Source organism: Kribbella albertanoniae (assembly GCF_004348455.1).
In the GTDB taxonomy this organism is placed as follows: Bacteria; Actinomycetota; Actinomycetes; order Propionibacteriales; family Kribbellaceae; genus Kribbella; species Kribbella albertanoniae.
On the sequence record NZ_SMKA01000031.1, the window covers coordinates 1 to 14881 of the forward strand.

A 14881-nucleotide genomic window follows, 5' to 3' on the forward strand; every position below is an offset into this window, starting at 1 on the left:
CCCCGACCTCCACGCGCTACCGCGCGCCCCGCGGACTACCGCCCGCACTCAACTACCCGTGGTCGCCGTCACCTGCCGCCTTGGCCAGCACCTGGAACATGTTGGCCAAGGCGCACCGATGCTCGCCTCCAGCGAGCTCTTGGGCGCCCGTGGGCTAGGCCTTTCTACAGGTCAGGTCGCAAGTTCAGAGCCGGCGTCCAACTCCAACCGATCCCGTACCGGCGCTGGTATTGATCTGCAGCTGTCATCGGCCCATCCCTAGATCGGCGTCGTTCGAGACACCTAGGACCGCACGTAGGGCCTCACCGTAGGAGCCGCCTGTACGACGGACGGCTCCTCGTTCGAGCTTTGCGATGTAGTGGGCGTCCAGTGGGCGGTTGTCGCCCTTCGTGATCCACAACCAGGTGCAGACGGCGTCCGCCAACTCCGCGCGTGACATGGAACGGTCGGCGTCAGCCGGGGATGGGGTGCGGAGTCTTGCTTCGCGGAGCGCGTGATTCGGGGACAGCAGGGGTTGGTCCTCTGATGGAGAGCGGGGCGGGCGCGGATCTGATGTCAGCACGCCCGCCCCGCTTGCTGAGGAGGTTCCGAGAGCAGTACGGCGACCTGCTGAGCTCGGAGCAATTCGCGGAACTCGAGCGGGTTGCCGCTACCTGCGAAGTGGACGAGGCTGGGGACGATCAGAGCCCTGTCGTCCAGCTCCATGACCGCGGCCAGGGCGTTGTGAAATTCGTCGGGAGCGGTCGCAATCTCGTCGATGAAGAGGGCAACTAGTTCGCGATGATTGGCTGCCGCGCAGTCGACGATTCGCTGGCGACGCGACGCCACTTCGGCATCTGTCATCAGGAAGTGTTTCTTGAAGTAGCCAAAGGCGAACCGCATATCTGACCCCGTTGCTGCTGAGTTGCTGATGAACAATCAGCGTCGGGCAGGATGCTTTGACAGCGACATGGTGTGCTGCCGACGCAGTACTGAACCTGTACTGAACCGACACCCGTTGTTCGGCTGGAGCGGTGCACGCTTGAGTGCCAGACTGGGGCCCGTGATGGTGCAGGTCTGGTCGGGCCGTGAAGTGCGAGCTCTGCGCGAAAGCCAGCGGCTCAGCATTCGCGAGTTCGCGGCGCGGATCGGCGTGAGCGAGCGGATGGTGTCCCGCTGGGAAGCGGGCGGTGAGCGGATCCGGCCGAGGCCGATCAATCAGGAGGGGCTGGATTCGCTGCTGGCCGGCGCGAGCGACGACGTACGGACGCGGTTCGCCTCCCGCCTGGAGATTGCCAGGGAGCCAGTCCCTGCCGCTGTGAAGCATCGACCAGCTACCGCGCTTGCAGGACGACGAACCCACGATCCGGACGTTCTCGCGATGCGTTCGTTCCGATCCGCTGACCTGCAGGTCGGCGGTGGACACTTGTACGGCTCAGTGGTGAAGTACCTGCGCACAGAGGTCGGTCCGCGGCTGTTCGGCGGCGACGACCCTGTCGAAGATCCGGGTGTCTTCACAGCCGCTGCCGGTTTGACCGAGATGGCTGGTTGGATGGCTCATGACGCGGGCCGAGACGACCGCGCGTACAGTCATTTCCTCCGCGCGTTCCACCTGTCGAAGGCCGGTCAGGACCGACAACTCGGAGTCCACGTACTCGCCAGCCTCAGCCATCTGGCACACCACCGAGCCGACCCGAACGGCGCGATCCGCTTCGCCCAAGCGGGCGAGACGGCACTCGCTGAAGGTCCTGCAAACCCCGAACTCCGGGCACGACTCCTGGCCATGCAAGCGCGCGGACGAGCGGCACTAGGTGACGATCACGAGACGCGGACGTTGCTCGGCAGAGCCGAATCCGCAATCGGTGGATCGTCGTCAGATGCATCATCGGAGTGGATCAGTCACTTCGACAGCGGAAGCCTGGCGAGCGAGGCCGCGCGGTGCATGCGACAGCTCGGGCGCCCCGCGGAAACCCAAAGCCACGCCGAGGCGATCATTCGACTACGGCCGTCGAACCGGACTCGCAGTCATGCCTTTGGCCAGCTCTTCCTGACGGCTGCACTCATTGATCAGGGCGAGCCAGAGCAAGCATGTCGGATCCTGCACGACGTTGTGGAATCAACGCAGAGCCTGGGCTCCTACCTGATCGTTCAGCAGCTCCGGGAGATCTACGAACGCCTGACGCCGTACGCGGGCATCAACAGCGTCAGCGAAACCCGGCAGGTGCTCGCTGAGACTCTGCGCCAGCGGGCCTGGCTGCAGCAATGGATCATTTCTGGCACCGTCGAGACACAGCCCGAGCAACGATGACGGCCGACGAACCGCTGTACAAGCGCGACCCAGAGGCTTGGCGGGATCACCTGGCCGAGGGCAATGCCAAACAAGCACGCAAGCGTGTCGGTGCCGATGCGATTCTGCGAGACGAAGGCGGCCGGATCCTTCTCGTCGACCCTGACTACAAGCCCGACTGGGATCTCCCCGGCGGGATGATCGAGGCGAACGAGCCGCCGCTCGACGGCGTTCTCCGCGAGCTGAACGAGGAACTGAACCTTCAACTCGACCCGTCCGACCTGACGCTCGCCTGCATCGACTGGGTGTCGCCCCACGGCCCGTGGGACGACTCGTTGATGTTCATCTTCGACGCCGGCCGCCTCTCCTCAACGCAGCTCGCTCACCTCGAGCCCGACCTCAGTGAACTGCGCCGCTACACGTTCCTCGCGCCCGACGAAGCCCGTGACCGACTTCGACCGTACGTCTGGCTCCGCCTCGAAGCAGCCCTCAAGGCCGCCGAGTCGCACACCGTCGCCTACCTCCACGACGGCAGGAGTTGAGGTGTGAGTCGTATTCTGCATCTGATCGTTTGCGGCGCCGGCCCTGCGGAGCGAGTCGCGGACCTGATCGACTTGGCGCGGCAGAACGGCTGGGAGACGTATTGCATCGTGACCGAGGCCGCGGCTGAACACTTCGTCGATCTCGACGAACTGCGGAAGGCCGCCGGGCATCAGGTCCGAACTACTTATCGTGTTGAGGGTGACGGGCGGGTGCCGCCTGCCGATGCGGTGATCGTGGCGCCGGCGACCTACAACACGATCAACAAGTGGGCGGCAGGAGTGGCAGACAACTACGCACTGACGCAGCTCGCCGAGCTGACGGGAAGCCGGCGTTCGCATCGTCGTTGTTCCTTTCGTCAACCAGGCTCTGGCGGCGAACGCGGTGTTCCGTCGAAGCGTCGAGAGCCTCCGCGCGGCCGGGGTTCGCGTCCTGTTCGGGCCGGGCGAGCTCGAGCCTCATCCGCCTCGGACCGGTGGCTCTGCACTGGCCTGCTTCCCGTGGAGTCTCGCGCTACGCGCCGCCTCCTAGTGCGGCGCCCCGTCAGCTCGACCGTCCGGCTGCCGATCGGCGTCGCAGGACCCGGCGTCGATCGTGTGCTGAGATGCTTTCGCCCCCTTCGGCCTTGTAGGCATGGACGGCGAAGCGAGGGAACTGGACCAGATCGGGGTCGAGGTCCTTGACATCTGCCGCCAAGTCCTGGCGAACGATCTCAAAGGCTGAGGGCGCTGCTCGCTGCAGACGGCTGAGCGAGGAGGTGATCTGCCGGGCCACGATTTCCTGGCTCGGGCGGTCGTCCTGAGACTGGTAGGTCTGGCTGAGCACCTTCTTCAGCTTGGGGAACCCTGATTCGCATGCGAGTGTGTCGACCTGCGCGTAGATCGGCTGGTACTGGTTGCTAGGGCTGCCCAGGACCAGCAGAATCCCGCCTGGGGTGAGCGAGCGTGCCAACTCGCGGATCTCGACTTCGAAGGCGGCCGTCATGCTCGGCACAGTAAGGAAATTGCACAGGATGATGAGGTCGTAGGCGCTCGGCGGGAAGCCTCCTTGATCGAGTGCGAACTCACGGGCCTGACGTTCGCTGAGGTACTCGTCAGCTCGGTCGAAATCGGCTTGAATGTTGTTCGCGACAGCGCCGATGCCGTCGTGGTGCAGTTGGCGTGCTGAGAAGGCCTGGAAGTTGCGATATGTCGTTCCATACAGCCGTCTCCGCCCGTGTGTCGGGACCATTTCGGATAGGAATTGGATCAACGGCGCCCATGCCGGTCCGCGGTCGACCGAGCTAGGAATCACGGCCGGTGCTGGTTGGATCGGCTGCTCAGTTCGCCGACACCAGTCGGCGAACTGAGCGTAGTAGTCGCCGACAGCGTAGGAGGCTGGAGAAGGACCAGCGCCTACCTCCAACAGTGTGACCGCCGTCTTGCGAATAGGCAGATGACCCAAAGTACACAGAGCATCGAGGGCCTGCCGGATACGCCCATACCGGTCGAGCAGGTGCCAGCAGATGTAGGCGAGGCACTGCTCACGGGTGTCGAACGGCAGGCTGTCGCACCTCGCTAGGACCGGATTAAGTTGGTCGATGACCGCTTCAGCCTCCGGACGATCCCGCGCGTCGTACGGCATGAGCTGCTGGATACCTCGAGACAGATCATTCATATCGCCGTACCGTGCCGAGCCCGGTGACGTCGCTGCACCAATCCAGGTATCTGCAATGGCAAGCTGCCAACGCTTGGCGGTCGGTTGTGTCCCTGATCGCATGACGTCCCTCCGCGGATTGGCGGCCACATTGGCCTTGCTACTCTCATCGTCGATCCAGTGACATAACAGAGGTCACAGAGCCGTATGGTGATACGCGAAGCGCCAAGGGTTTGCCGGGGTATCTCTGGCGACCTGGTGGTGTTGACCTGAGTGGAAGAGTCCGGTCATGGACGTGCTGACGACCGCTAGTTTTGTCGGCTCTTGACGTAGTTTCGGAACGCCAGCAGACCCGTGACGAGAGGGATGGCCACGGCGGCACGAGCCAGATGCTGCCACAGCGACGTCAGAGAGGAATTGCCTGCGTAGAGCAGGCCAGTTAGCGGGCCGACGGCCTGCTTCCCAGCCTCCCCGAGAAGCGTGAGAAGCCCATGTGGGGTCGGATCAGGCTTCAACCCGAGACTGATCGCCGCCACGCAAAGAGAGACGGCCATCCATGTGAAGAGCGCGGGCATCGGCCGTTCGCCGTAGCCGAGCAGCCGGTACCCAGCGAGAACGGCGTACTCGACCCGGCTCGTGACGCCACGGTGGCGTAGACGGTAGGCGTTCCAGGCAACTTTGGTTCTCGTCGAGCCCGGGGCACCCTTCTCGATCACAAGGCGTTGTAACTCCCGCAGCAGTTCTGCGTCCTGGCGAAGCCCGCGATCGAGCTGACGGCGATGGCGATCGCTGGTCGACCGGTGTTGCTTCCAGCGCTTGAGCGGCTGAAGCAGCCCATGCTCGGATCCCGGAAGGTCAGCTGTATCGGGATCAACATGGTAGGTATCAGCCATCGCCGCGAGGACATCCCGTCCTGCCAGGCCGTGTGGTGTCCTGAAACCGGTCAGAACTGAGCCGGCGAGATGGTCTGCGGCACGGGGTACGTTGCGCGACGTTTTGATGTCCGCGATAAGGAAGCCGTCGGCCGAGCCGATCAGATGGCACTTGCTGACCATCCCGAGTGTAAGCGTCCCGCTGAGCTCATCAACGACTGAATCCTCATCCGCGGACAGGGTCGGATGCTGTTCACCGGTATCGATGGAACAGGTCAAGCTGTTGACCGTCGATCCCGTCCCGAGCGTGAGGTGTGCAGGTCCGCTGATCTTGCAGTCCTGGACGAACTTCGACCGGATCTGCACGGCCGACTGGGCTTCCAACCGCAGATCCGTGAGCATCTCCACAGTCCAGTCCCGACCGGCGTAGTCGGATCCGAATCGGAGCGTCGCCGCGTCACTCTGGCCGGTCAGCTGGACGACGATCGGTGCTTTCTTCGCGGGAAACCTCAGGTCGGCGGATCCGATGACTGTCAGCAACATGATCCGCGGGACGTTCCCGCCGGGGAGGTCGATCGACGACGTTCCTCGCACAGTCACGTAATCGCGATCGGATTCGAGCCGTAGAGTCGAACCGGTCACCGCGACATGAGCTGCCGCAGGAAAACCTCGCAAGAGAGCCAACGTCCCCGACTGAATCTCGACGCGGCCCCTGTACTCGTCGTGGGCGCCGATAGTTAGCGGTCTGTTCCCCGCGCCGGATGCCAGCGTCACGTCTCCGAGGAACGCGCTATCGAGATAGACGTCCACGCGGTCCGGTTGGGAGTTCACCTCCTCCAGGAGCAGGCTGAGGCGCGCCGATCGGTCTAGGTGGCGAAGGTGTACCGCATGCATACCGCCGACGAACGCGAAGCGCATCTGGGTGTTGGAGCCCTCCGGCAGGTTGGAAAGATCAAGGTGGGCAGGTCCGGCAATTGTCAGATCCAGGGCTGAGTCGAACCCCTCAGGAATATCTACCTTCGTTACGACGGGCACCTCGCGAAGTCCTTCGAGGTACGTCTGTAGCTGGTCTTCCCATGCCGGGCGACCGGTGGTGTTCGTTGGCACAGGTCGATCCTGGAGCGATGGCATCGCCTAATCAAGACCAATCGCCGGAGGTTGTGGCAGCTCAGCCGCCAATCAGGCTGGCGCGCCCGCATGGAGAAGCCGTCTGGCGCCGTTGTGGGCGCACGCGACCATTCCAGTCATCGATAGAGGTCCGCGTGTCCCGACATGATCGTGTTCAGAATCTCGATGAGCTCGTGTGCGCTTTCCTCCACCTCCGCGCGCGACCCATCGGGACTGTTGAACCAGGCGCAGACTTCTTCGACGAGCGCGCCTTTGAGGGATCGTTGTGCTTCCCAGGTAGCCCCAGCGGCGCGTGCGGTCTCGATCTCGGCAACTCGCTCTTCGAACCGGCGAGGGTAGTACTTCTCGATCATCGGCTCGGTCGTGGTGATGAACCGGTCGGCCGGCCACTTGCTGAAGGCCGTGGTCAGCGCATCTGTGGCCTTTTTGCCGGACTGGTCGCCGTCGACCAGGACCCATGCCCTCGGCGTAGGTTCGGAGTCATCGCTCTTTTGCACGAACAACATGAAATGCCTGAGATCCTCGAAGATCTTCCTCACACGGCCGGTGCCGCCGGCAGCGAGGGTGCGGAAGCCCGCAAGCTTCGGGACGAACGCAGGTATGAGCACCTCACGGAAGAATCTCTCCGCAGTGCTCTCCTCGAAGATCAGCCAACCGATCGGCTCAGTGATGTCATAGCCAAGGTCAGCCAGGGCCTCGCGACGGTCGAGTGCGCTGTCGAGGCGCGTGTACGTCGTGGTTGGCACTTGACCGTCGGACTGCTCGAGAGTTGTTCGGTACACGACAGCGCCGGCAGCAGACCCGAGCGTCCGCAGTACGAGGTCGCTATGTGTCGAAACAACAACCTGGTAGCCGAGCTCGTCAACCGCTTCGAGGATGACCTTCAACAACTCACGCAATGCCTCAGGATGTAGATCGTTCTCGGGCTCTTCGAGCAAGAGGACACGACGGCCGGGGCTCGCAAGCTCGGCGAGGATGGTGATGACGCTGCTGACCCCCTCCCCCATACGTTCGAGCGATACGTTCTCGTATTGCCTGATTGACAGACCCGGCTGCTGGCCATTCTGACTAACGAACGTTCCGATCGACGTCCCAGGTCCTAGAACCCGCCTGACGAGTTCGCGATAGCGCCGTCCCTCCGTATGGTCGCCTGACAGTGACTGCAGCAGCGCTGTCAGGTCTCGGTCGGTTACGTTGACGCTTCGGGAGCGGTCGTCGTCCACTCCGTGGTCGTATGCGTTGACCTTCCTTCTTGCGAAGACCGGCACGAAGAGATGGTGCGGACGGCGCGCGGCCAGCGGTGCAATGCCGGTCGCGGCCCGACCGTTGTCCCAAACCAGCCGCACGGTTGGCTGTTCGTCTGATGGTGCTGTGACTCTGATTCCGAGATTTGGTGGTACTGAGCTCGGGTCGGGAAAGGAAGTCGTTGCTGCTTCGACCGGTGGGTCCGCGAGCGCCATGTCGACCAGCACAGGGTCTGCGCTGCGGAGTCGATGGTCGTCCTGATGGAACTGAGCTCCGGCCTGTGCAAGGTACAGCGCTCGCAGGAGGGCTGACTTGCCGGAGTTGTTGCGCCCGATCAGCACGGTGACCGGGCCTAGTTCGAGCTTCTCCGTGTTGACGATCGAACGATACGACTGGACTCCGACCCACTTGACGATCAAGTCGCGCTACTTGGCGCCGGCGTTGGTCATTTGGCGGAGTTCTTTCTTGAGTTCGGAGATTTCGTCTCGGTAGCGGGCGGCTACCTCGAACTGGAGCTCGGCGGCGGCGTTGTGCATCTGGTCGGTGAGTTGCTGGATGAGGTCGGCGAGGTCGGAGGATGGCAGGCCGCCGGCCAGCTCGCGGGCCTTCTCGCCGGCGCGGCCCTTGCCGCCGCCGGGGGTCGGGGCCTTGCCGCGGGACTGGTTGCGGCCGGAGCCGAGGAGCTCGGCGGTGTCGGCGTCCTCGCGGGCGAGCATGTCGGTGATGTCGGCGATCTTCTTCCGCAGCGGCTGCGGGTCGACCCCGTGCTCGAGGTTGTACGCGACCTGTTTGGCGCGCCGCCGGTTGGTCTCGTCGATCGCCATCTCCATCGACGGCGTGATCTTGTCGGCATACATGAACACCGCACCGGACACGTTTCGAGCGGCACGGCCGATGGTCTGGATCAGCGACCGCCCGGAGCGCAGGAAGCCTTCCTTGTCCGCGTCCAGGATCGCGACCAGCGACACCTCCGGCAGGTCGAGACCCTCGCGCAGCAGGTTGATGCCGACCAGTACGTCGTACTCCCCCATCCGCAGCTCGCGGAGCAGCTCGACCCGGCGCAGGGTGTCGACCTCGCTGTGCAGATATCTGGTCCGGATGCCCATCTCCAGCAGGTAGTCGGTCAGGTCCTCCGACATCTTCTTGGTCAGCGTCGTCACCAGGACCCGTTCGTTGCGCTCGGTCCGGATCCGGATCTCGTGGATCAGGTCGTCGATCTGGCCCTTGGTCGGCTTGACGATCACCTCGGGGTCGATCAGGCCGGTCGGCCGGATGATCTGCTCGACGAACCCGTCGGACTTGTCCTGCTCGTACTGCCCCGGGGTCGCGGAGAGGTAGACCGTCTGGCCGATCCGCTCCAGGAACTCCTCCCAGCGCAGCGGCCGGTTGTCCATCGCCGACGGCAGCCGGAAGCCGTGCTCGACCAGGGTCCGCTTGCGGGACATGTCGCCCTCGTACATCCCGCCGATCTGCGGGACCGTCACGTGCGACTCGTCGATGACGAGCAGGAAGTCCTCGGGGAAGTAGTCGAGCAGGCAGTGCGGCGCCGTACCGGCCTCGCGGCCGTCGGTGTGCCGGGAGTAGTTCTCGATCCCGGAGCAGGTGCCGATCTGGCGCATCATCTCGATGTCGTACGTCGTCCGCATCCGCAGCCGCTGGGCCTCCAGCAACTGGCCACCGCGCTCGAGCTCGGCCAGCCGCTCGGCCAGCTCGGCCTCGATCGAGGCGATCGCGCGCTCCATCTTCTCCGGCGCGGTCACGTAGTGCGTCGCGGCACCGATGTAGAGCTCGTTCTCCTCGCTCAGCACCTCGCCGGTCAACGGGTGCAGCGTCATCACCCGCTCGATCTCGTCACCGAAGAACTCGACCCGGACGGCCAGCTCCTGGTAGACCGGGAAGACCTCGAGCGTGTCGCCGCGGACCCGGAAGGTGCCGCGGGTGCCGGCCAGGTCGTTGCGCGCGTACTGCACGCCGACCAGCTTGCGGAGCAGGCCGTCGCGATCCATCTCGTCGCCGACCTTCACGTGGATCATCCGGTTCAGGTACTCGTCGGCGGAGCCCAGGCCGTAGATACAGGAGACGGTCGCCACCACGACGACGTCGCGGCGGGTCAGCAGCGACCAGGTCGCGGAGTGCCGGAGCCGCTCGACCTCCTCGTTGATCGAGGAGTCCTTCTCGATGTAGGTGTCCGTCTGCGGAACGTACGCCTCGGGCTGGTAGTAGTCGTAGTACGAGACGAAGTACTCGACCGCGTTCTCCGGGAAGAAGTGCCGCAGCTCGGTCGCGAACTGCGCGGCGAGCGTCTTGTTCGGCTGCAGGATCAGCATCGGGCGCTGGATCTTCTCCGCCAGCCAGGCCATCGTCGCCGTCTTACCCGTACCGGTGGCACCCAGCAGTACGACGTCCTGCTCGCCGGCGTTGATCCGCCGCTCGAGCTCTGCGATCGCGGCCGGCTGGTCGCCGGCCGGATCGAAGTCGGACACCACCTTGAGCGGCGCCACCATACGCTGGAGATCCGTGACCTGTCTCATGTCACCCAACGGTACGGGGCGCCGCCGACAAAAACTGAAAACCGCAGGTCAGAAGCTCTTTTCGACGCTGGCGTTCATCGACTGGAGCTGGTTGAAGCGGCGCTCGTAGACCCGCGCCTCGAGCCCGGCGTCGGTGGCCGTCACCCGGTCCCACTTGTCCGAGTACGCCGTCACGAAGCCTTTGTAGTCGATCAGGCCGTTCTTCGAGGTCTTGATCTTGGCCGTGTAGTTCAGCGCGTAGCAGGTCTTGATCGCCTCGTTGGCGGGCTTGCAGACCTCACCCTTGCCGATCACCACGTTCTGCATCCCGTTCGACTCGATGTCGACCAGGTGCTCGGCGAATCCCTTCGCGTCGTACAGCTCGGTCTGCCGGACCCAGTAGTACCCGTCGATCAGGCCGCGGACGTTGAACTGCTGCAGGATGTAGTTCCGCCCGGACTTCGACCTCGGGTCCGGCAGCCAGCCCTTGGCCGGGGTGAACCAGATCCCGCGGCCGACCTCGACGCCGACGTCGTTCTCCTTCTTGGAGTCGTCCGGCTTCGAGCCGGCCGGCGGCGTGTACAGGGTGCCGGGCGCGTCCGGGGTCTGGACCGCGGCCGGCTTGTCGTCGCCACCGCCGGTCACCAGCAGGACGACGCCGACCGCGACCAGGACGATCGCGAGCGCCGCGCAGCCGATGATGATGAACTGCGACCGGTTCGACTTGGCCGGCCGGCCCTGCGGCCGGCCAGGACCGGGTCCCCAGCCGCCGGGACCCGCGGGTCCCGCGCCACCGGTGCCGGTTCCCCAGCCACCGGGTGCGGCGGCCGGCGGCGGTCCCGGAGGTGGTCCGTACTGCTGACTCATAGCTGTTCCTCGTGGTGTCGGGGGTTCGTCACAGGCTGTCGAGAACCGACGTCTTCATCTGGGCGGCGTCCGCCTCGGCCTTCGGCGCGAAGTCGGTGCGGGTCCGGAAGTCCAGCGCGGTGGCCACCTTGTCCTTGCGCAGGTAGACCTCCACGTAGCCCTGGACCGCGACGTCCTGACCGGCCTTGTCCTTGGCCGTGGAGGTGTAGCTCATCGCGATGCACTCCTCCAGGACGTCCTTCGGGCACGGCAGGTTCCGCTCGTCACCGAGTTTGGCGATCTCGTTCTCGGTCTCGCCCTCGATGATCGCGAGCAGGTACGCCTTCGCGGTCACGTTCTGCTTCTGGCGGACCCAGAAGAACGCCCGCGCCTCACCGTTCGGTGCGTAGGTGACGAGCTCCTTGCCCTGCTTCTCGGTCTCCAGCACACTCCAGCCCGGGACCGGTACGACGGAGACGCCGAACGCCACCGGGATCGCACCGGCGGGCGGCGTGTACGACGTGCTCGGCGTACTCACGCTCGGAGTCGTCGACGGGACCGGGTCGACGCGCTTGTCGTCGCCACCGGACAGCAGCACCAGGGCCACTGCGACCAGCGCGACGACGACCAGACCGGCACCGATCGGCAGCAGCACCGGAGGGATCCGGGGCCGCTTCTTCTCGGGCGGGGGGCGGCGCAGCGACGGCGGTCCGACCTTGTCGCCCCAGGCAGAAGACGTCTCGGTGGCCGGGCCGCCACCCTGCTCAGGCCCCGGCCCGGACCACGGCGACGCCGTACCGCCGGGTGCCGGTGGTACTTCGAGATTCCACGGGGACGGCGGCAGCGCCGGTGCAGGCGCTGCCGCTGGGTCCTCGTCGGGGCCGGGTTTGCTCACCCATGGGTTGCTGTCCCCGGCCCCCTTGTCGCGTTTCCCGGTCACTGGCTGTTGAGCACCGACTTCAGCATGGCAGCGCTGTCCGTCTGTGCGGTCGTGACCTTGTCCTTACGGGCGAGCACCCTGACCAGCGTGATGACGCCGTCCTTGCGCTCGATCACGCCGACGTAGCCGACGATCTCGGTGGTTCCCTGCTGGCCGGTCGACAGACCGGAGTAGCCCTGCGTGGCGGCCGTCTTGATCTGAGTCTTCTCGTCGGCGCCCGGCGTGGCCCGGACCGGCGCCTTCGTCTTCACGTCCTTCAGCGACTTGGTCTCGGCGGTCAGCAGCTTCGGCAGGATGGTGTCGACCGTCTCACCTTCAGCCTTGAACACCTGGACCATGAAGTAGGCCTCACCCGTCTTCAGCAGGTAGACGCCCTTGAAGTCCTTCAGTTCCTTGCGGACGTAGCCCGAGGCCGGCTTCACGAAGATGCCTTCGCCGACCTCGATGCCCTCGTCGGTGTTGGTCGGCTGGTTGGTGCCGTTGTCACCACCGCCACCGGTCTCCGGCGGCGGCTGGACCTGCTTCTTGTCGTCACCGCCACCGAAGATCAGCGCGAGCACGATGCCGATCACCGCGACGACGACCAGGCCACCACCGGCCAGGTACAGGATCTTGCTGTTGCCCTTGCCACGCGGGGCTCCGCCGCCGTACTGCGGCTGTCCCGGATACCCCTGCTGCTGCGGGAACTGCTGCTGCCCGGGATAGCCCTGCTGCTGCGGCGGGTACTGCTGCTGCCCGTACGGCGGTTGTCCCGGCTGCTGCCCGTAGCCGGGCGGCGGGCCCTGCGGGGGCTGCTGCCCGTAACCAGGCGGCGGACCCTGAGGCGGCTGCTGGCCGTAGCCCGGAGGCGGACCCTGCGGAGGCGGTCCGTAACCGGGCGGCGGCCCTTGCGGGGGCTGCTGGCCGTAGCCAGGCGGCGGACCCTGCGGCGGCCGGCCCTGCGGAGGCTGACCCTGCCCGTACGGAGGTTGCTGGTTGCTCATGCCTGCGTCTCCCCAGTCGTCACGTCGTACCCACTCGCTGTCGCCGGTGCGGTCACGCCACGGGCCGCCTTCGGCACCGAGCGGACGGAGTTGCCACAGGCGGAGCAGAAGTCCGAGTGCGGCAGCAGCGGCATCTCACAGCGCGAGCAGAAGGCCTGGTCGCCGGAGGCGTGGTTGGAGCCGCCGCGTGCGGCCGCCTCCAGCGCAGCCTCGAGCAGGCCCTTGTGCAGCACGGTCCGGACCCGGATGATCAGCGCGCCCAGCAGTAACAGGCCCCAGAGAGCACCGAGTACGGCGCCGATCGTCGAACCCTGACCACCGACGAAGCCGAGCAGGTAGACACCGCCCTGGAACAGCGCGTTCACCACGATGGCCTGCAGCAGAGCGACCACCCAGCGCGGCGTGAAACCGTCGTACCCGGCGCCGAGGCCGGAGAACTCCGCACCGGCCAGGCCGGTCGCCGAACCGTAGATCAGCGGCTTGATGAAACCGTGCAGCACCACGATCGAGATCCAGGTGCCGGCACTGCTGCCCGGACCGGCGAAGCCGCCGCTGATCCAGCCCCAGTGCAGTACGAGCGTCTCGAAGCAGGCGAACCCGACACCGGCCACCACACCGAAGGTGAAGCCGTCCATCAGGTCGTCGTACCGCGGCCGCGAGGCCAGATACAGCGGGCCGATCTGGCGGATCAGCTCCGAGACGACGGGCACCAGCAGGAGCAGGAGCAGCAGATCGCGCCCGGACGGACCGACGTCGTTCGACCCGATCGTGTCAGTGGTCAGCGAGATGCTGTCCGACCACAGCCAGGTGAAGACGGCCGCCAGTACGCCGGTCAGCACGAAGGCCGCCGCGACGACCGGGATCGGCTCGTCCTCCCACAGGTTCACGTCGTACAGATAGAGGATGTACACGATCGGCACCGAGAAGGCCGCCACCATGATCGCCACCGGCAGCGCACCGAGTGCGGCCGTCACGACGGTCAGCAGCAGCGCGATGCCGAGTGCGACCTTGTACGTGTAGGGCTGCTTCCCCGAGCCCTGCGGCATGATCGTGGAAACCAGCTTGAACGACGCGACCGACTCGTCGGGCCTCGCCGCGTACGCGTTCTTCCGCTCTGTGTCCCCGGACCGCAGATCGTTGCCACAGTGGTGGCAATACCGCGAGACCTCGGGGACGTCAGAGTTGCAGCGCGGACACACCACGCCATCCTCCCTACATCTGGGCTTTCGGACCGGACAGATTGTCGTACAACCGATCCCGGAAACATCATTTACCGCGCAGGGGTCACGGTTTCGTGTCCGGACCGTGCCCTGCGCGCTGCCGCAGAGTGGTCCACACCTCATCGACCCGGGTGTCCAGCTCGGCCAGCGTTCCGTCGTTCTCGACCACCACGTCGGCGACGGCGAGCCGCTGCTCGCGCGTGGCCTGGCTGGCGATCCGCTGCTCTGCCTCGGATTCCGCCATCTTTCGTTGCTGCGTCAGCCTTTCCAGCTGGACAGCAGCCGGTACGTCGACCACCAGCACCACGTCGAACCCGTCGGCCTGACCGGTCTCGACCAGCAACGGAATGTCGTGCACCACGATCGCATCGTCCGGCGCCGCCGCCTCGATCTCGGCTGCCCGGGCTCGCACCCGCGGATGAATGACCGCCTCCAACCGACGTCGTGCGTCGGCGTCGCCGAACACGATCCGCCCGACCGCCGGCCGATCCATCTCACCGTCGGCCGTCAGCACCCCGGGCCCGAACGCGGCCACCACCTCGGCCAGCCCGTCGGTCCCCTTGGCCACCACCTCGCGCGCCAGTACGTCGGAATCGATCACGATCGCACCCCGCGCCGCCAGCCGCGACGACACCGCACTCTTACCGGATCCGATTCCGCCGGTCAGTCCCACTCGTAGCACGGGAACTACTATGG

Annotated in this window: 12 protein-coding genes and 1 pseudogene; 3 read left to right on the forward strand and 10 right to left on the reverse strand. The window is 65.6% G+C overall.

The genetic code is table 11. From position 1 onward, the window contains the following. Positions 1-555 precede the first annotated feature (555 nt). The gene (locus E1261_RS10325; RefSeq protein ID WP_132405219.1) at positions 556-882 is read right to left on the reverse strand and encodes a P-loop NTPase family protein; all 327 of its coding nucleotides are present in this window, start codon (positions 880-882) and stop codon (positions 556-558) included. Between the two features lie 163 nt (positions 883-1045). Here E1261_RS10325 and E1261_RS10330 point away from each other — a divergent pair, with 163 nt between their 5' ends. The 3 genes and pseudogenes from E1261_RS10330 to E1261_RS47090 all read left to right on the forward strand — a co-directional run. Then, on the forward strand, positions 1046-2287 hold the full coding sequence (locus tag E1261_RS10330) for a helix-turn-helix domain-containing protein (protein WP_238176121.1): 1242 nt from the start codon (positions 1046-1048) through the stop codon (positions 2285-2287). Beyond that, the gene (locus E1261_RS10335) at positions 2284-2808 is read left to right on the forward strand and encodes an NUDIX domain-containing protein (protein ID WP_132405223.1); all 525 of its coding nucleotides are present in this window, start codon (positions 2284-2286) and stop codon (positions 2806-2808) included. The genes E1261_RS10330 and E1261_RS10335 overlap by 4 nt, the downstream gene beginning before the upstream one ends. A 3-nt stretch (positions 2809-2811) precedes the next feature. Further along, positions 2812-3093: pseudogene (locus E1261_RS47090) on the forward strand (flavoprotein); the annotation flags it as partial. Positions 3094-3349: 256 nt separating this feature from the next. Here the strand turns inward: E1261_RS47090 and E1261_RS46285 are convergent. The 9 genes from E1261_RS46285 to coaE all read right to left on the reverse strand — a co-directional run bounded on the left by E1261_RS46285 (position 3350) and on the right by coaE (position 14867). Continuing rightward, positions 3350-4564 carry a class I SAM-dependent methyltransferase gene (locus E1261_RS46285; RefSeq protein WP_165952444.1) on the reverse strand — a complete coding sequence of 405 codons (1215 nt, stop codon included), beginning with the start codon at positions 4562-4564 and terminating at the stop codon, positions 3350-3352. 185 nt (positions 4565-4749) lie between these two features. Continuing rightward, complete coding sequence (locus E1261_RS10350) at positions 4750-6420, reverse strand: hypothetical protein (protein WP_132405227.1); 1671 nt, start codon at positions 6418-6420, stop codon at positions 4750-4752. Positions 6421-6557: 137 nt separating this feature from the next. Next, a complete protein-coding gene (locus E1261_RS10355; protein WP_132405229.1) occupies positions 6558-8105 on the reverse strand; it encodes an ATP-dependent nuclease in 1548 nt (515 codons plus the stop codon). A gap of 6 nt (positions 8106-8111) precedes the next feature. Then, on the reverse strand, positions 8112-10217 hold the full coding sequence (gene uvrB / locus E1261_RS10360; protein WP_132405231.1) for an excinuclease ABC subunit UvrB: 2106 nt from the start codon (positions 10215-10217) through the stop codon (positions 8112-8114). A gap of 48 nt (positions 10218-10265) precedes the next feature. Next, positions 10266-11063, reverse strand: coding sequence for a hypothetical protein (locus E1261_RS10365; protein ID WP_132405233.1), 798 nt, complete (start codon positions 11061-11063; stop codon positions 10266-10268). Between the two features lie 28 nt (positions 11064-11091). Next, the gene (locus E1261_RS10370; protein ID WP_132405236.1) at positions 11092-11937 is read right to left on the reverse strand and encodes a hypothetical protein; all 846 of its coding nucleotides are present in this window, start codon (positions 11935-11937) and stop codon (positions 11092-11094) included. Between the two features lie 41 nt (positions 11938-11978). Then, entirely contained in the window at positions 11979-12965 is a 987-nt protein-coding gene (locus tag E1261_RS45905; protein WP_202874593.1) for a hypothetical protein, read from the reverse strand. Then, positions 12962-14167, reverse strand: a complete 1206-nt coding sequence (locus tag E1261_RS10380; protein ID WP_132405238.1) for a PrsW family glutamic-type intramembrane protease — start codon at positions 14165-14167, stop codon at positions 12962-12964. Before E1261_RS10380 ends, E1261_RS45905 begins: the two co-directional genes overlap by 4 nt. A gap of 82 nt (positions 14168-14249) precedes the next feature. After that, positions 14250-14867, reverse strand: coding sequence for a dephospho-CoA kinase (gene coaE / locus E1261_RS10385; RefSeq protein WP_132405240.1), 618 nt, complete (start codon positions 14865-14867; stop codon positions 14250-14252). Between the last annotated feature and the right edge of the window lie 14 nt (positions 14868-14881).